15 protein-coding genes are annotated in these 17,345 nt (G+C 72.6%); 13 read left to right on the top strand and 2 right to left on the bottom strand.

Annotated features, from left to right (window positions below; translation table 11 throughout):
• Nucleotides 1-197 precede the first annotated feature (197 nt).
• On the bottom strand, nt 198-1,058 hold the full coding sequence (locus RI578_RS18195; RefSeq protein ID WP_310872049.1) for an HAD-IB family hydrolase: 861 nt from the start codon (nt 1,056-1,058) through the stop codon (nt 198-200).
• A gap of 671 nt (nt 1,059-1,729) precedes the next feature.
• On the opposite strand from RI578_RS18195, the gene ssd reads away from it, so the two are divergent.
• From ssd to RI578_RS18160, 7 genes are all read left to right on the top strand, one after another.
• Nucleotides 1,730-2,854: a septum site-determining protein Ssd gene (ssd, locus tag RI578_RS18190; protein WP_310872048.1), complete on the top strand. Its 1,125-nt coding sequence runs from the start codon at nt 1,730-1,732 to the stop codon at nt 2,852-2,854.
• A gap of 653 nt (nt 2,855-3,507) precedes the next feature.
• On the top strand, nt 3,508-4,680 hold the full coding sequence (locus RI578_RS18185; protein ID WP_310875801.1) for a TadA family conjugal transfer-associated ATPase: 1,173 nt from the start codon (nt 3,508-3,510) through the stop codon (nt 4,678-4,680).
• The gene (locus RI578_RS18180; protein ID WP_310872047.1) at nt 4,677-5,552 is read left to right on the top strand and encodes a type II secretion system F family protein; all 876 of its coding nucleotides are present in this window, start codon (nt 4,677-4,679) and stop codon (nt 5,550-5,552) included. The genes RI578_RS18185 and RI578_RS18180 overlap by 4 nt, the downstream gene beginning before the upstream one ends.
• On the top strand, nt 5,549-6,346 hold the full coding sequence (locus RI578_RS18175; RefSeq protein ID WP_310872046.1) for a type II secretion system F family protein: 798 nt from the start codon (nt 5,549-5,551) through the stop codon (nt 6,344-6,346). Before RI578_RS18180 ends, RI578_RS18175 begins: the two co-directional genes overlap by 4 nt.
• 95 nt (nt 6,347-6,441) lie before the next feature.
• Nucleotides 6,442-6,654 (top strand): DUF4244 domain-containing protein, encoded by a 213-nt coding sequence (locus RI578_RS18170; RefSeq protein WP_121748314.1) that lies wholly within the window; start codon nt 6,442-6,444, stop codon nt 6,652-6,654.
• Entirely contained in the window at nt 6,641-7,042 is a 402-nt protein-coding gene (locus RI578_RS18165; protein WP_310872045.1) for a TadE family type IV pilus minor pilin, read from the top strand. Before RI578_RS18170 ends, RI578_RS18165 begins: the two co-directional genes overlap by 14 nt.
• A gap of 446 nt (nt 7,043-7,488) precedes the next feature.
• Nucleotides 7,489-7,857, top strand: a complete 369-nt coding sequence (locus RI578_RS18160; RefSeq protein WP_337307374.1) for an Rv3654c family TadE-like protein — start codon at nt 7,489-7,491, stop codon at nt 7,855-7,857.
• Nucleotides 7,858-7,919: 62 nt separating this feature from the next.
• On the opposite strand, the gene RI578_RS18155 is transcribed toward RI578_RS18160, so the two are convergent.
• Nucleotides 7,920-10,649 carry a DEAD/DEAH box helicase gene (locus tag RI578_RS18155; protein WP_310872044.1) on the bottom strand — a complete coding sequence of 910 codons (2,730 nt, stop codon included), beginning with the start codon at nt 10,647-10,649 and terminating at the stop codon, nt 7,920-7,922.
• 83 nt (nt 10,650-10,732) lie between these two features.
• On the opposite strand from RI578_RS18155, the gene bldG reads away from it, so the two are divergent.
• The 6 genes from bldG (at nt 10,733) to RI578_RS18125 (ending at nt 17,080) form a co-directional block, all read left to right on the top strand.
• Nucleotides 10,733-11,074: an anti-sigma factor antagonist BldG gene (gene bldG / locus RI578_RS18150; protein WP_003975386.1), complete on the top strand. Its 342-nt coding sequence runs from the start codon at nt 10,733-10,735 to the stop codon at nt 11,072-11,074.
• A gap of 106 nt (nt 11,075-11,180) precedes the next feature.
• Nucleotides 11,181-11,612, top strand: a complete 432-nt coding sequence (locus RI578_RS18145; protein WP_310872043.1) for an ATP-binding protein — start codon at nt 11,181-11,183, stop codon at nt 11,610-11,612.
• A gap of 336 nt (nt 11,613-11,948) precedes the next feature.
• A complete protein-coding gene (locus RI578_RS18140; protein ID WP_310872042.1) occupies nt 11,949-14,354 on the top strand; it encodes a sodium-translocating pyrophosphatase in 2,406 nt (801 codons plus the stop codon).
• 206 nt (nt 14,355-14,560) lie between these two features.
• A complete protein-coding gene (locus tag RI578_RS18135; RefSeq protein ID WP_121748318.1) occupies nt 14,561-15,151 on the top strand; it encodes a small secreted protein in 591 nt (196 codons plus the stop codon).
• A 49-nt stretch (nt 15,152-15,200) separates the two neighbouring features.
• Complete coding sequence (locus tag RI578_RS18130; RefSeq protein ID WP_310872041.1) at nt 15,201-16,718, top strand: class I SAM-dependent methyltransferase; 1,518 nt, start codon at nt 15,201-15,203, stop codon at nt 16,716-16,718.
• 164 nt (nt 16,719-16,882) lie between these two features.
• Complete coding sequence (locus tag RI578_RS18125; RefSeq protein ID WP_310872040.1) at nt 16,883-17,080, top strand: hypothetical protein; 198 nt, start codon at nt 16,883-16,885, stop codon at nt 17,078-17,080.
• Nucleotides 17,081-17,345 lie beyond the last annotated feature (265 nt).

Below are 17,345 nucleotides of genomic sequence, written 5' to 3'. Positions count from 1 at the left end.
CGTCGCGTGGGTGCCCGGTGTTCATGCTCGGTCCGTGGGGCCAAATGCGTTCTTAAGGTGATCCTTTCGGATGTCCTCGGTCTCGCGGGCCGTTGATTCCTTTGTACTCCTGCCCCGGAGCAAGCGGAAGTGCCGACCGCACTTCTTTACTTTTGCGCTCATACGCGGGTGAAAGGGCGCATCCGCGGATCGGCGGTTCAGACCGCCGCCGCGGACCGCCGTCGGCTCGCGTACCAGACGAGGCCCGCGGTGGCCGCCGCGGCGCCTATCGCGGCAGCGGCGACGAGCGCCGGACGCGGCGGTACGGAGAAACCCCGGACCCGCTGCTTGAGGCGTACCGGACGGTGGAAATCGAGAATCGGCCACTCGCGCGCGAGTGCCTCGCGGCGCAGGGCACGGTCCGGGTTCACCGCGTGGGGATGTCCGACGGACTCCAGCATCGGCAGGTCGGTCGCCGAGTCGCTGTAGGCGTAGCAGCGGGTCAGGTCGTACCCCTCGGACTTGGCCAGCTCCTGGATCGCCTCCGCCTTGGTGGGGCCGTACGCGTAGTACTCCACCTCTCCCGTGAAGCAGCCGTCGTCGCCCACGACCATGCGGGTCGCCACCACCCGGTCCGCGCCGAGCAGCTCACCGATCGGCTCGACGACCTCGGCACCCGACGTGGAGACGATCACGACGTCGCGGCCGGCGGTGTGGTGCTCCTCGATCAGGGAGGCGGCCTCGTCGTAGATGATCGGGTCGATCAGGTCGTGCAGGGTCTCGGCGACGAGTTCCTTGACCAGTTGGACGTTCCAGCCGCGGCACAGCGCGGAGAGGTACTCGCGCATCCGCTCCATCTGGTCGTGGTCGGCTCCGCCCGCCAGGAAGACGAACTGGGCATATGCGGTACGCAAGACTGCCCTGCGGTTGATCAGCCCGCCTTGGTAGAACGACTTGCTGAACGTGAGCGTGCTCGACTTCGCAATGACCGTCTTGTCCAGGTCAAAGAAGGCGGCTGTGCGGGGCATGGAGTGCGGCAAGGAGTGGGGCAAGGAGTGGTTTTCCACGACCCCGAGCATAGGCGCAGCCCATTCGGCGTAAGGTGGGGCGCGTGGGTTTGCCTGAGATGGCTCTCGGGTACACCATGGAAGTCACGGATCGTTCGCGACCGTGCTAACCCGGTCCGACTCCTCCCCCCCCCGAGTCGGCCGTGGAGACGACCCCCGCTCTCCCCCCCGGCGGGGGTCGTCGCATGTCCGGATGCGTTTTCCCCCTCTCTCCGACCCCGTTTCCGGGTGGTGACGGCGCCGATCCGCGACGACATGTCATGTGCATGCCCTGCTACGCAAGGTAGTCGTCAGACTGCTCTGCGGGAGTCGTGCACGGGGTAGAGGGGCGTGCGTCCGGACTCACCGGTTTGAGTGACGCGATATTCACAATCGTTGAGTTGTCCACAGTTTTTGACCAAGATCCACACGATTTTCCGGATCGCTGCACCGTGATTCCCATGCGTCCGGGCCGCGCCGACTTCCACGGCCGGTTCCGTTTGCCGGATGCGTATGGCCGGGTTCGACCGATGTTCAAGCCGACGCGCAAGTCGGTGGCCAAGTCGGGCGTTCACGTAGGCCGTTCATGTGGGGACCGTTTGCCGGTTCTTCACACGGTTGGGAATCGCGGGGCCGCAAGGGCTGCGCGAGGTCACAGAAGTCGGGCGCGACCGCGGGAGTCGCGGCGAAGGGGGACGCAAGCCATGACCGGAACCATCACCCATGATCCGCCGCCCGCCGCCGGAGGGCGGCAGAGCGGACCACTGATCGTCACCGAGGACACCGAACTCCTCGACGACCTGCTGCGCCTGTGCGCGGCGGCCGGCGCCACGCCGGAGGTACACCACTCGGTGCCCTCGGCGCCCTCTGCCTCCGGACCGCGGGGCGGCTGGGAAGCCGCGCCGCTCGTCCTCGTCGGCGACGACGCCGCGCGACGAGTACGCGGGGCCGTGCGGAGACGAGGAGTGGTCCTCGTGGGCCGTGACCAGGACGATCCGGGGGTCTGGCAGCGAGCCGTCGAGATCGGCGCCGACCACGTCCTGATGCTGCCCGACGGGGAGCAGTGGCTGGTCGACCGCATCGCCGACGTCGCCGAGGGCGTCGGCCGGCCCGCACTCACCGTCGGCGTCATCGGCGGCCGAGGCGGAGCCGGAGCGTCCACGCTGGCCTGCGCGCTCGCCGTCAGCGCCGGACGAGAGGGGCTGCGCAGCCTCCTGGTGGACGCCGACCCGCTGGGCGGCGGCCTCGACGTACTGCTCGGCGGGGAGACGGCCGAGGGGCTCAGGTGGCCCGCGTTCGCGGCCTCGCGGGGGCGGGTCGGCGGCGGCGCCCTGGAGGAGTCGCTGCCCGAGCTGCACTCGCTGCGGGTGCTCAGCTGGGACCGGGGCGACTGCGTCACGGTGCCGCCCCAGGCCGTACGGGCGGTGCTCGCGGCGGCCAGGCGCCGGGGCGGCACGGTCGTCGTCGACCTGCCGCGCCGGATCGACGACGGCGTCGCCGAGGTACTCGCCCAGCTCGACGTCGGACTCCTCGTCGTCCCGGCCGAACTGCGGGCCGTCGCGGCGGCCGGCCGGGTGGCCGCCGCGGTCGGCATGGTCCCGCGCGACCTCCGGGTCGCGGTACGCGGGCCGTACGCCTCCGGACTCGACGACCGCGAGGTGGCCCGGCTGCTCGGACTGCCCCTGGTCGGCGAGGTGCCCGTCGAGCCCGGCCTCCTGCGCGCCACCGAGGCCAGGCGCCCCCCGGGCGCGTCCGCACGCGGGCCACTCGCGCGCTTCTGCAGGGAGTTCTGGGAGCGGGCGCTGGTGGAGTCGGGAGGGGACGCATGAGGGCGCTGATGGGTCCGGAGAGGGCGACTGGTGGCGGGCGGGCCGGCGCGGTGAGTGGTGAGAGGCGGGTTGTGGAGGTGGGTGCGGGGGTGTCTGGCGGGATTCCGGGCGCGGGGGCGGCGGGGGCCGCGGGGACGACGGGGGCTGAGGGGTTCATGGGGTCCGCGAGGGTGACGCTCGGGGGGTCCGCGGGGATGACCCTCGGGGGGCCTGCGGGGGTGACCCTCCGGGGGGCCGCGGGATTGACCCGCCGGGGAGCTGATGCGCCGGCCTCTCGGGCGTCGTCGGGGGCGGGTCCCGGTGAGGTACGAGGGCCGGTCGCCGGGCGGTCGCCGGGCGGCGTCTCCGGGATGCCCGAGGGGCGGTCCTCGGGAGAGAGCCTGGAGCGCGGCTGGGCTTCCGGGGTGCCTGCGGGAGAGGGCCGGGGCGGCTGGACTTCCGGGACGCCCTCGGGAGGGGGCCTGGGGGGTAGCAGGACTGCCGGGGCACCCGAGGGGCCGGTTGCGCGGACGGCCCCGGGATGGGCTTACCGGGCGTCCCCTGGAGCGGCTTCCGCCTGGGCCGCGGGGTCGGCCGTTGGGCGGCTGTCGGGGGCGGCTTCCGGGCGTTCGTCGACGGCGACTCCCGGAAGGGTGCCGGGCCCGGCCGCCGGGATGCTCGACGGTGTCCGGCGGTGGCTTGCCGAGAGCGGGGCCGAACCGACGCCCGCGCGGGTGGCGCAGGCCCTGCGGGAGCAGGGGCGGGTGCTCGGGGACGCCGAGATCCTCGGTGCCGCCGATCAGCTGAGGTCGGAACTGGTCGGCAGCGGGCCACTGGAACCGCTGCTCGCCGACCCCTCGGTGACCGACGTACTGGTGTCCGCCCCGGACCGGGTCTGGGTGGACCGGGGCGGCGGCCTCGAACTGACGACGGTCTCCTTCCCGGACGCCGGTGCGGTACGGCGGCTCGCGCAGCGCCTCGCCACGGTCGCCGGGCGCCGGCTGGACGACGCCCGGCCGTGGGTGGACGCCCGGCTGCCCGACGGCACCCGGCTGCACGCGGTACTGCCTCCGGTCGCCGTCGGCTGCACGTGTCTGTCGCTGCGGGTGGTACGGCCGCGCGCGTTCACCCTCGACGAACTCGCGGCGGCCGGCACCGTGCCGCCCGGCGGTGACCGGGTGCTGCGCGCACTGCTGGGAGCACGGCTGTCCTTCCTCGTCAGCGGTGGCACCGGCAGCGGCAAGACGACACTGCTGAGCGCGCTGCTCGGGCTCGTCGGACCGGACGAGCGCATCGTGCTCGCCGAGGACTCGGCGGAGCTGCGGCCGGACCATCCGCACGTCGTCCGCCTGGAGACCAGACCCGCCAACCAGGAGGCCGCGGGCCTCGTGACCCTGGAGGACCTGGTGCGGCAGGCGCTGCGCATGCGACCGGACCGGCTGGTCGTCGGCGAGGTGCGCGGGCCCGAAGTGGTCCATCTGCTCGCGGCGTTGAACACCGGCCACGAGGGCGGCTGCGGAACGGTGCACGCCAACGCCGCCGCCGACGTACCGGCCCGGCTGGAGGCGCTCGGCACGGCCGCGGGCCTCGACCGGGCGGCCCTGCACAGCCAGCTCGCGGCGGCCCTTTCGGTGGTCCTGCACTTGGTACGGGACAGGGCCGGACGACGCCGGATCGCCGAGGTGCACGTACTGGAGCGCGACCCGTCGGGGCTGGTGCGGACGGTTCCGGCGCTGCGGTGGGGAGCGGAGGCCTTCGTGGCCGAGCGCGGGTGGGAGCGGCTGCGGGAGCTGCTCCGGGGTGACGGGCTCGACATGCGAGCCGTTGGACGGGAGGCGTACAGGTGACGGGGACGGTTGAGCTGTCGACGGGCGTGGCCCTGGTGTGTTTGGGGGCGGCGGCGTGGCCGGCCGGGAGCGGGTGGCACGCCGGGGTACGGCGTGCCCGGTTGGTGCTCGCGGACGGCGTGGCGGTCGGCACGGGGCCGCCCGCACTGCGCCGGATGACGGACGGGCTGCGGCGTGTCCGTGGCCGGCTGCGGCCCGAGTGGTGGTCGTTCGCGGCCGGGCTGCTGCTGGCGGTGCTGGGCAGTTCGGTGCTGCCGGTCGTCGTTGGAGCGGCCGGGGTGCCGGTGCTGCGGCGGGTACGGCTGGCCGGCCGGGCGAGGCGGGCCCGGGAGCACCGGCAGGACGGGGTGATCGCGCTGTGCGGGGCGCTCGCCGGGGAGGTGCGCGCGGGGCGGCAGCCGGGCGAGGCGCTGCTGTGTGCCGCCCACGACTCCGGAGGGCTCGGTGAAGCGCAGGCGGCGGTGCTGGCGGCGGCCCGGTTCGGCGGGGACGTCCCGGGGGCGCTCGTGGCGGCGGCGCGGCAGCCGGGTGCCGAAGGGCTGCGGGGGCTCGCGGCGTGCTGGCGGGTCGCCGTGGACCAGGGTGCCGGGCTGGCGGCCGGGCTCGATCGACTGGAGAGCGCACTACGCGCCGAACGGGACCAGCGCGCCGACCTGCGAGCCCAGTTGGCGGGCGCTCGCGCCACGGCGGTGATGCTCGCCGGCCTGCCGGCCCTCGGCCTCCTGCTCGGCTTCGCCCTCGGTGCCGACCCGCTGCACGTGCTGCTGCACACCGGCCCCGGACTGGGTTGTCTGCTGGTCGGCGGGGTTCTGGAGGGCCTGGGCGTGTGGTGGGTGACGCGGATCGTGCGGTCGGCGGAGGTGGTGTCGTGAACGGGGACGTTGTCCACAGGTTGGGGGCAGTGGTGGGGACGGTGCTGGTCGCCGGATGGCTGGCGCGCGCGGTCGGGGCCGCGCGGCGGGAGCGGACGGTACGCAGGCGGCTCACCGCGCTGCTGACCCCGCAACCGGCCCGCACCGTCCCACGACGGGCCGAGGTGCTGGGCGCCGTGCGCGGATGGCTGCCGCTGGTGGGAACGGTGGGTACCGGCTGGGCCCTGGTCGGTGGCGGTGCCGGAGTCGTGGTGGGCCTGCTGGGTGCGGCAGGGCTGTGGCGTTGGCGCTCCCGACGGGCGGCCTCCGGTACGGCCGCGGCGGAGACCGTTGCCGCGGAAGCCGCCCGCCAGATGCCGTTGGCGGCCGATCTGCTGGCCGCGTGCATCGCGGCGGGTGCCGGACCGGTGGCCGCGGCCCAGGCGGTGGGCGACGCCCTCGGCGGACCCGTCGGAGACGCGTTGGGGCGCGGCGCCGCCGAGGTCCGGCTGGGCGGCGAACCGGGTGGTTCCTGGCGGCGCTTGGCCGCGATCCCGGGCGCCGGTCCGCTGGCGCGGCTGCTGGAACGGGCCGACGTGTCCGGCCTGCCCGCGGCCGGCCCGGTCGCCAGGCTCGCCGCCCAGGCCCGTGCCGACTGGGGCCGCGCCACGACCGCCCGGGCCCGCCGGGCGGCCGTCATGGTCACCGCGCCGGTGGGGCTGTGCTTCCTGCCCGCGTTCATCGCGGTGGGCGTACTGCCGGTGGTGATCGGGCTCGCGGGCGAGGCGCTGGGAGACGGAGGAGGCGGCGGCTGACGGAACGGAGAGGGCGGGCGGGCGCCGGGCCCGCGAGTGAGTGACCGACGACGGACGAGCAAGTGACAACGGGAACGGACCTTACGGGGGTTGCGATGTATCAGGCGGTACGGGCACGGCTGAGTGCCCTGGTGCGTGGAGCGGTACGGATGGCGCGGCGGGACGCGGGGATGGTCACCTCGGAGTACGCGATGGGGATCGTCGCGGCGGTGGCGTTCGCCGTGGTCCTCTACAAGGTGGTGACGAGCGGCGCGGTCAGCGCGGAGCTGCAGGGCATCGTGAAGCAGGCACTCGATGCGCGAATGTGAGCGGGCGGCGAGGGCGGGAGCCCGCAGAGGCTTCGTCTGGCGCTCCGACAAGGGGTTCGTGACGGCGGAGACGGCCGTGGTACTGCCGGTGCTGGTGGTGTTCGCGATGGCGCTGGTCTACGGGCTGCTCGTGGTGGCCGCTCAGATCCAGTGCGTGGACGCGGCCCGGACGGGCGCCCGCGCGGCGGCCCGTCAGGACCCGGCCGACGCGGTCGCCGAGGTCACGAAAGAGGCGGCACCGCGCGGGGCGCGGGTCACGGTCAGCCGGGAGGCGGGCCAGGTCCGCGTGACCGTGGTGGCCGAACCCCCGGCGCTGCACGGCCTACCCTTCGAGGTCCGGGAGGAGGCCGTGGCTTCGGTGGAGCGGACGGTGGGGGCGGGGCCATGAGGGGCGGTGTCCTGCTCCGGCTGGGGGCCGGCCGGTGTGCGGGGGCCGGCTCGGGTCCCGGCTCGGGCCCGGGCTCCGGCTCCGGCTCTGGCTCCGGCTCTGGCTCCGGCTTCGGCTCGGGCCCGGGCACCGGCTTCGGCTCGGGCTCCGGCTCCGGCTTCGGCTCGGGCACCGGCTCCGGCTTCGGCTCGGGCACCGGCTCCGGCACCGGCTCGGGCACCGGCACCGGCACCGGCTCGGGCACCGGCACCGGTTCCGGTTCGGGCTCAGGCTGCGGTTCCGGCTCGGGCACTGCCTTCGGGTCGGGCGCCGGCTCTGCCTCGGGCGCCGGTTCCGGCACTGGGTCCGGCTCGGACACGGACTCCGGCTCCGGATGCGGTTCCGGCTTCGGAGGCGGCTCGGACAGAGGGTCCGCAACGGTCTGGAGCGTAGGTGCCGTCGCCGTTCTGTGCCTGGTGTTCGGCATCGTGCTGGCCCTGGGGCAGGCCGTCGTGGCCCGGCATCGCGCGGCCGGCGGTGCCGATCTGGCGGCGCTCGCGGCGGCGGACCACTGGGCACGGGGCGGCACGGCCGCGTGTGCCAGGGCGGATCGGGTCGCGCGGGCCCAGGGGGCGCGGTTGGTGCGGTGCGTCCTCACCGGCCAGGTCTCGGACGTGACGGCGGCGTCGGGCCGAGGGCCGTTCGCGGCGGAGGTCCGGGCGAGAGCGGGGCCGGCGACGGACGTACCGGGGACGGGCGCCCCGGGGATGAGTGTTCCGCTCGATGGGGTCCCGGGGGCGGGGGTCCCGTCGGCTGGGGCCCCGGGCGACCGGTGACCCGCTGGCTGGCCTCCCGGCGACCGGCGTCCCGCCGAGTGGGCTCACGGCAGACGTTCCGCCTACCCGGCCTCCGTACCGGCCGCGTCCGTACCGGCGGCGGGACCCGCCTCCGGATCCACCTGCGGACCCTTCCCTGGACCTGGACCTGGACCTGGACCTGGACCCGGACCCGTCCCCGGACCTTGTCCCGTCCCGGCATCCGGACCCGAATCCCCATCCGGACCCGGACCCGGACCCGCATCCGGACCCGGACCCGGACCCGCATCCATCCCCCCATCTGGACCCGTCCGCGAACCCGCCCCCGCATCCGCCCCCGCCCCCGAGCCTCCGCCCGCCTCCCCCTCCGCAGCTCCCCGCAACAGCACCGTGAGGAGCCGTACGGCCCCCCGCTTGTGCAGTGGTTCGTTGCCGTTGCCGCACTTGGGGGACTGGATGCAGGACGGGCAGCCGGCGTCGCACTCGCAGGAGGCGATGGCCTCCCGGGTGGCGGTGAGCCACTCGCGGGCCGTGTGGAAGGCGCGCTCGGCGAAGCCCGCGCCGCCGGGGTGGCCGTCGTAGACGAAGACCGTCGGGAGGAGCGTGTCGGGGTGCAGGGGGACCGACACGCCGCCGATGTCCCAGCGGTCGCAGGTCGCGAAGAGAGGCAGCATGCCGATCGAGGCGTGCTCGGCGGCGTGCAGGGCTCCGCCGAGGATCTCCGGGTTGATCCGGGCCGCGTCCAGCTGGTCCTCGGTGACCGTCCACCACACCGCGCGGGTGCGCAGTGTCCGAGGCGGGAGGTCGAGCTTCGTCTCGCCCAGGACCTCGCCGGTGATGAGGCGCCGGCGCAGGAAGGAGACCACTTGGTTGGTGACCTCGACGGAGCCGTAGCACAGGCGCCCGTCGCCCCAGGGGACCTCGATGTCGGTCTCCAGGACCGAGATCGCCGTCGTGTCGCGGGCGACCGTCGAGTAGGCGGGTGTGGCCTCCTCGACCAGCGCGACGGAGTCCTCCAGGTCGAGGGAGCGGACGAGATACGTGCGGCCCTGGTGGAGGTGTACGGCGCCCTCGTGGACCGTCGTGTGGGCGGCGCCGGCGTCCACCGTGCCCAGCAGCCGGCCCGTGCCGGCCTCGACGACCTGGACCGGCCGTCCGCCCTCCCCGCGGATGTCGGTCAGGTCGGCGGCCCTCTCCCGGCGCGTCCAGTGCCAGGTCCGCGTCCGGCGGCGCAGCAGTCTGGCCGCCTCCAGCTGGGGAAGCAACTCCTCGCAGGCGGGGCCGAACAGCGTCAGGTCGTCGTCGGTCAGGGGCAGCTCGGCCGCCGCCGCGCACAGGTGGGGGGCGAGGACGTACGGGTTGTCGGGGTCGAGGACCGTGGACTCCACGGGCTGGTCGAACAGGGCCTCGGGGTGGTGGACGAGGAAGGTGTCCAGTGGATCGTCGCGGGCCACCAGCACCGCGAGGGCTCCCTGCCCGGACCGCCCCGCCCGGCCCGCCTGCTGCCACAGCGACGCCCGGGTGCCCGGATAGCCGGCGATCACCACGGCGTCCAGGCCGGAGATGTCGAGGCCGAGTTCGAGGGCGTTCGTCGCCGCGAGGCCGAGGAGCTCACCGGAGTGCAGAGCACGTTCCAGGGCGCGGCGCTCCTCGGGGAGGTAGCCGCCGCGGTACGCCGCCACGCGCCGGGGCAGCGAGCGGTCGACCTCGGCCAGACGTTCCTTGGCGATCACCGAGATCAGCTCGGCGCCACGCCGGGAGCGTACGAAGGTGATCGAGCGCATCCCCTGCACGGTGAGGTCGGTGAGCAGGTCCGCGGCCTCGGCGGTGGCCGTGCGGCGGACCGGCGCGCCCTTCTCGCCCTCCAGCTCGGTCAGCGGCGGCTCCCAGAGGGCGAACACCAGTTCACCGCGCGGTGAGGCGTCGTCGGCTACCTCGACCACCGGTAGCCCGGTGAGCCTGCGGGCCGCCACCGAGGGCTCCGCTGCGGTGGCCGAGGCGAGCAGGAAGACGGGCGACGCGCCGTAGCGCGCACACAGTCGGCGCAATCTGCGCAGCACCTGGGCGACATGGGAGCCGAAGACGCCGCGGTAGGTGTGGCACTCGTCGATGACGACGTACTTCAGCGACTTCAGGAAGGAGGACCAGCGGGGGTGGGACGGCAGGATGCCGCGGTGCAGCATGTCCGGGTTGGTCAGCACGTAGGTGCCGTACTGGCGGATCCACTCGCGTTCCTCGAACGGCGTGTCGCCGTCGTAGACCGCGGTCCGCACGGATGTGCCCAGAGGCTGTGAAAGTTCCTTCACGGACCGGCACTGATCTGCGGCCAGTGCCTTGGTCGGAGCCAGGTAGAGGGCGGTGGCGCCACGCCCGTTGGGGGCCTCGGATCCGTCCAGGAGCGTCGACAGCACCGGCACCAGATACGCCAGGGACTTGCCGGACGCGGTGCCCGTGGCGACGACCACCGAGTCGCCGTCCAGGGCGTGCTCGGCCACGCGTGCCTGGTGGGCCCAGGGGTGTTCGATGCCCGCGGCCCGCACCGCCGCGAGGACCTCCGGACGAATCCGGTCCGGCCAGACGGCATGACGGCCCGCACGCGGGGGCAAGTGCTCCGTATGAGTGATGCGCGTAGCCCGGCTCGGTCCCGCGGCGAGCCGGTCCAGGAGCATGCCCGGTTCCGGCCTGGAGCCGGGCTCCGCCGGGGGTCGATCGGATCGGTGATTCTTGGCCATCGGCACCGAGTCTGTCACCGGCGTGACGGACAATGGGACCAAGGCGTCGTGCACGCCTGCCGGTAAGTGATTGAATGCCATCGCGGCTGGCGAACCGTCCTGGGGGCTTCAAGCCGAGGTGTCCCGAAGGGCGACCCGCTCGATAGCAAGGTGCTGGAGGATCCGTGGACCTGTCCCTGTCGACCCGTACCGTCGGCGATCGTACGGTCGTCGAGGTCGGTGGCGAAATTGACGTATACACCGCGCCCAAGCTGCGAGAGCAGCTGGTCGAGCTCGTGAACGACGGGAGTTTCCACCTCGTCGTCGACATGGAGGGCGTGGACTTCCTCGACTCCACCGGGCTCGGCGTGCTGGTCGGCGGACTGAAGCGGGTGCGTGCCCATGAGGGCTCGCTGCGCCTGGTCTGCAACCAGGAGCGCATTCTCAAGATCTTCCGTATCACCGGCCTCACCAAGGTGTTCCCCATTCACACCTCGGTCGAGGAAGCGGTGGCGGCCACCGACTGACGACCGGTCCCGGGCCCCTGGGTCCGGGACGCGAGAGAACAAGGGGGGTCCGGGCTGTCGGCGGCCCGGACCCTCGAAAGCACGCCCGTAGTTCCGAGGGGGATGCATGGCCACCGTTGAACTCCGCTTCAGCGCGCTGCCCGAGCATGTCCGCACCGCCCGTCTGGTGGCGGCGGCGGTGGCACGCAGGGCCGGAGTGGACGAGGCCGTCCTCGACGAGGTCAGGCTCGCCGTCGGCGAGGCCTGCACCCGGGCTGTGGGTCTGCATCAGCACGTCGGCATCACGGCGCCGGTCAAGGTGTCGCTGATCGAGGAGGAGAAGCAGTTCTCCATCGAGGTCGGCGACGAGGCGCCGCACGCGGTACCCGGGGCCGGAAACCCGGGCACCGCCGCCGACGCGCTGGAGGCCGAGGAGGACGAGATGGGTCTCGCGGTCATCAGCGGACTCGTCGACGACGTGGAGGTCACGGCCGGCGAGGACGGCGGACTGATCCGCATGACCTGGCCGACCGCGCCGGCGGCGCTGCCGCCGCTCTGACACCCACTTCCGTCACCCGAAGTCACCCGCCTCACCCGTTTCACCCGAAGGGCCCTACCTCGTAGGGCCCTTTGTCATGTGCGGAAGCCGAGGTCCACGCATACAGTGGTGCCGAGCGGGCGTTAAGTGAATTCATTCACGATCCGTCGTGCGATCATTCGCGCGATCAATCGCGCGGGAAAAGGATCACGACGTTAATGCCGGAAGGGCATTACTACTTCTGGGCCCCTTGTGGTTGACAGGCCAATTCCTTTTGTCGTGCACTGTTTTGATCAGGTTCCGGTACCTACAATCCCGTCCACATCTTGAGCTCAGCCCAAGCGTCAAGGAGGACGAATGGCGGAGCTTTCCACCCCTCATCAGTTGGGCGATACCTCGACCATCGCAGCCGCCGTGCTGACCGACTCGAACCGCGCCCTGGTCGCGGTCATCGCGGTCGTCGCGCTGGCCGCGCTGGTGCTCGCGGGTGTCCTGGTGCGCCAGGTGCTCGCGGCGGGCGAGGGAACCGACAGCATGAAGAAGATCGCGGCGGCCGTCCAGGAAGGCGCGAACGCCTATCTGGCCAGGCAGCTTCGCACGCTCGGCGTATTCGCCGTCGTCGTGTTCTTTCTGCTCATGCTGCTGCCCGCGGACGACTGGAATCAACGGGCCGGACGTTCGATCTTCTTCCTGATCGGCGCGGCGTTCTCGGCGGCCACCGGCTATATCGGCATGTGGCTCGCCGTACGCAGCAACGTGCGCGTCGCCGCGGCGGCGCGGGAAGCGACACCGGCCCCCGGCGAACCGGAAAAGGATCTCACCCTCGTCTCGCACAAAGCTACGAAGATCGCATTTCGCACGGGCGGCGTGGTCGGCATGTTCACGGTGGGGCTCGGCCTGCTGGGCGCCTGCTGCGTGGTGCTGGTGTACGCGGCCGACGCGCCGAAGGTGCTGGAGGGCTTCGGCCTCGGTGCCGCGCTGATCGCGATGTTCATGCGAGTCGGCGGCGGCATCTTCACCAAGGCCGCCGATGTCGGCGCCGACCTGGTCGGCAAGGTCGAGAAGGGCATTCCGGAGGACGATCCGCGCAATGCCGCGACCATCGCCGACAACGTGGGCGACAACGTCGGCGACTGCGCGGGCATGGCGGCCGACCTCTTCGAGTCGTACGCCGTGACCCTGGTGGCCGCGCTGATCCTCGGCAAGGTGGCCTTCGGCGACGCGGGACTGGCGTTCCCGCTGCTGGTGCCGGCGATCGGCGTGATCACGGCCATGATCGGCATCTTCGCGGTGGCGCCCCGGCGGTCCGACCGCAGCGGCATGAGCGCGATCAACCGGGGCTTCTTCATCTCCGCGGTGATCTCGCTGGTGCTGGTGGCGGTGGCCGTCTTCGTCTACCTGCCCGGGAAGTACTCGGAGCTGGACGGCGTCACCGACGCGGCGATCGCCGGGCGGGACGGCGACCCGCGGATCCTCGCGCTCGTCGCGGTGGCGATCGGCATCGTGCTCGCCGCCCTGATCCAGCAGCTGACCGGCTACTTCACCGAGACCACGCGGCGCCCCGTCAAGGACATCGGCAAGAGCTCGCTCACGGGCCCCGCCACCGTCGTCCTCGCCGGTATTTCGCTCGGTCTCGAATCCGCCGTCTACACCGCCCTGTTGATCGGCCTCGGCGTCTACGGGGCCTTCCTGCTCGGCGGTACGTCGATCATGCTGGCGCTGTTCGCGGTGGCACTGGCCGGCACCGGCCTGCTCACCACGGTCGGTGTGATCGTGGCCATGGACACCTTCGGGCCGGTCTCCGACAACGCGCAGGGCATCGCCGAGATGTCCGGCGACGTCGAGGGCGCCGGTGCCCAGGTGCTCACCGACCTGGACGCGGTCGGCAACACCACCAAGGCCATCACCAAGGGCATCGCCATCGCCACCGCCGTCCTGGCGGCGGCGGCCCTGTTCGGGTCGTACCGCGACGCCATCACCACCGGCGCGGCGGACGTGGGCGAGAAACTCAGCGGCGAGGGAGCGCCGATGAGTCTGATGATGGACATCTCGCAGCCCAACAACCTGGTCGGGCTCATCGCGGGCGCGGCGGTCGTCTTCCTCTTCTCGGGGCTGGCGATCAACGCGGTGTCGCGGTCGGCGGGCGCGGTGGTCTACGAGGTGCGACGGCAGTTCCGGGAGCGTCCCGGAATCATGGACTACACCGAGAAACCGGAGTACGGCAAGGTCGTCGACATCTGCACCAGGGACGCCCTGCGGGAACTCGCCACGCCCGGGCTGCTCGCCGTCATGGCGCCCATCTTCATCGGGTTCACGCTCGGTGTGGGAGCGCTCGGAGCGTTCCTGGCCGGCGCGATCGGCGCGGGCACGCTGATGGCCGTGTTCCTCGCCAACTCCGGTGGTTCCTGGGACAACGCCAAGAAACTCGTCGAGGACGGCCACCACGGCGGCAAGGGCAGCGAGGCCCACGCCGCCACCGTCATCGGCGACACCGTCGGCGACCCGTTCAAGGACACCGCGGGCCCGGCGATCAACCCCCTGCTGAAGGTCATGAACCTGGTGGCGCTGCTCATCGCGCCGGCCGTCATCAAGTTCTCCTACGGCGCCGACAAGAGCATCGGCGTACGGGTCGCGATCGCCGTCCTCGCGTTCGTCGTCATCGCCGTGGCGGTCTACGTGTCCAAGCGACGCGGAATCGCCATGGGTGACGAGGACGACACCGACCCGGAGCCCAAGTCGGCCGATCCGGCGGTGGTTTCGTAGGTCTCAGCCGGGAGCCTTGCCACAGGCGCAGGTCAAGGAGTGGGCGGACGGCGCGTGTTGACGCGTCGTCCGCCCGCGTCGTGCGTGCGTGCGCCCCTCACCGTGAGCCTTCTCTCTCTTGGTGCAAATGGCTGCAATACGGTCTTAATGGATGTTCGTCCTGCGAGTGTCCCCCATCCGGCGTGTATGTTCCGGGGCCGAGAGCCATGGAAGGGACCAATCCGGTGAACAAGAAGCTCGCGGCCGCACTGTCCGGCGGTGCGGTACTGGTACTGGCGCTGACGGGATGCAGCAGCAGCGACGACAACGACAAGCTGGACTCCTGGGCCAAGGAGGTCTGCGACGCCGTGCAGCCGCAGGCCAGGAAGATCGAGGCGGCCAACGCGGCGATCCAGAAGGAGACCTCGGACAACAGCACGCCGGCGGAGGTCCAGAAGACCGACGCGAAGGCGTTCCAGGACATGTCCGACGCCTACAAGGCCATGGGCAGCGCCGTCCAGAAGGCCGGGGCTCCGGACGTCGACGAGGGCGAGAAGAAGCAGAAGGACGCGGTCACCGAGCTGAACGGCCTCTCCTCGTCGTACGCCTCTCTGCGCAAGCAGGTGGAGGACCTCGACACCAAGGACCAGGCGAAGTTCGCCGACGGCCTCAAGGACATCGCCACCGAGCTGAACAAGCTCAGCAAGAGCGGCAACGACGCGCTGAAGACCCTTGAGGAGGGCGACGTCGGCCAGGCGATGGCCAAGCAGGAGAGCTGCAAGTCGGCCTCGGTGACGCCGTCGGCCGCGGCCGGCTGACCTCTGCCGCACGGGGGCGGGGCGGGGGACACGGGGCCACAATGGGGGTGTGAGTAACGCCAGCCTGTCCCCCCTGCCCTCCGCCGACCGCCCCGACGTCACCGCCCGGTTGCGGGACGCCCTGCTCGGGGCCTCCTTCACCGCCGACGGACTGCTGGAGCTGCTCGGCGCCCCCGCCTACGCGGCGCTGTCGCGCAGCGAGACCGTGCCCGCGCTCCGGGCCACCCGCGGCGACACGCCGCTCGAACTGCTCGTACGGCTGTTCCTGCTCCAGCAACCGGTGCCCCACGCGCGCGTGGCCGACGTCCTGCCCGTCGACGCCTGCCTGGAGAGCGGGTGGCTCGTCCGCGCGGGCGACGACGAGGTGGCGGCCACCGTGGACGTACGGCCGTACGGCGGGCCCGGCGGCGAGGACTGGTTCATCGTCTCCGACCTGGGCTGCGCGGTCGGTGGCGCCGGTGGCATCGGCAACCGCGCCGAGGGCGTCGTCCTCGGCGTCGGCGGCGCCTCCATGACGCTGGCCGGCCTCACCGTCCGTACGCCCGTCTCCGCCGCCCTCGACCTCGGCACCGGCTCCGGCATCCAGGCACTGCACGCCGCCCGGCACGCGACGCGCGTGACGGCGACCGACCTCAACCCGCGCGCGCTGCACATCACCGCGCTCACGCTCGCCCTGTCCGGGGCCCCGGCCGCCGAACTGCGCGAGGGCTCGCTCTACGAGCCGATCGAGGACGACGAGACGTACGACCTGATCGTCTCCAACCCGCCGTTCGTGATCTCGCCCGGCGCCCGCCTCACCTACCGTGACGGCGGGATGGGTGGGGACGATCTGTGCCGCTCGCTCGTTCAGCAGACGGGGGAGCGCCTGAACGAGGGCGGGTTCGCGCACTTCCTCGCCAACTGGCAGCACGTGGAGGGGGAGGACTGGACGGACCGGCTGCGCTCCTGGGTGCCGCGCGGCTGCGACGCCTGGATCGTGCAGCGCGAGGTGCAGGACGTCACGCAGTACGCCGAGCTGTGGCTCAGGGACGCGGGCGACCACCGCGCCGACGCGGCCGAGTACCAGGCGCGGTACGACGCGTGGCTGGACGAGTTCGAGACGCGCAAGGTCAGGGCCGTCGGCTTCGGCTGGATCACCCTGCGCCGGACCGGGTCCGCCGAGCCCTCGATCACCACCGAGGAGTGGCCGCACCCGATCGAGCAGCCGCTCGGCGAGACGGTGCGCGCGCACTTCGACCGCGTCGACTACCTGCGCGCCCACGACGACGCCGCCCTGCTCGAGGCGCATTTCACACTGGCCGGCGAGGTCGTCCAGGAGCAGGTCGGGCTGCCCGGCGCCGAGGACCCGGAGCACGTCGTCCTGCGCCAGAACCGCGGCATGCGCCGGGCCACCCGGGTCGACACGGTCGGCGCCGGTTTCGCGGGCGTCTGCGACGGCACCATGAGCGCGGGCCGCATCCTGGACGCCATCGCCCAGCTGGTGGGCGAGGACCCGGTGGCGCTGCGCGACCGCACGCCCGCCCAGATCCGGCTGCTGGTGGAGCAGGGGTTCCTCGAACCGGCGTAGGGACGCGTCGGCGGAGGGTGCCGTACGGGAGAAACGAGCCACGGGCCGGGGCACACCGAGTCCGTCGGCTCCCCGTTCACCTGGGGTTCGCCTGCCCGCCGCCCGTGCGTGACAGCCTCCCGGAGGCTGGACACTCGCGGGTTGGAAAAAGGGGGACGGGGACCATGGAGAGCGGGCCGGCGATCTTCGCGGGAATGGTGTTCGCCCTGTTCGGGGCCGGTCTGCTGGTGTGGACCGCGACGCGGGTCCGGCACGGCCGGCCCGTCGCGCACGGTGTGAGCCCCGTCGCATCGGCGACCGTCGCGAGCGTCGCCGCCGTGGTCGCGCTGGTCCTCGGGGCATGGTGCCTGACGCACGTGTGAGAGGCCGGTTCCGGCCCCCGGCCGCGCCCCCGCCCGAGTAATCGGGGGATCGCGCTCCGGATACACGCATCAGGGCCGGTAAACACTCCGGGCGGCAGGAACAGGGTTCGTCGGGTTACCGTTCGAGTGGCCGTTGCGGGCTTTTCCCGTTTGACACGGGGGCGGGAGGTACCGTCACACTCCGCAGCGTCACGACCGAAGCGCAGCACGACCCGACCCCGGGAGCACTGCCTGGGGACGCCCCAGCGTCGACCGGAGAGAAGAG

The organism is Streptomyces sp. BB1-1-1, from assembly GCF_031597775.1.
Taxonomy (GTDB): domain Bacteria; phylum Actinomycetota; class Actinomycetes; order Streptomycetales; family Streptomycetaceae; genus Streptomyces; species Streptomyces thinghirensis.
The sequence above is the reverse complement of the archived record's forward strand: the minus strand, read 5'-3'. Positions and strand labels throughout refer to the sequence as shown.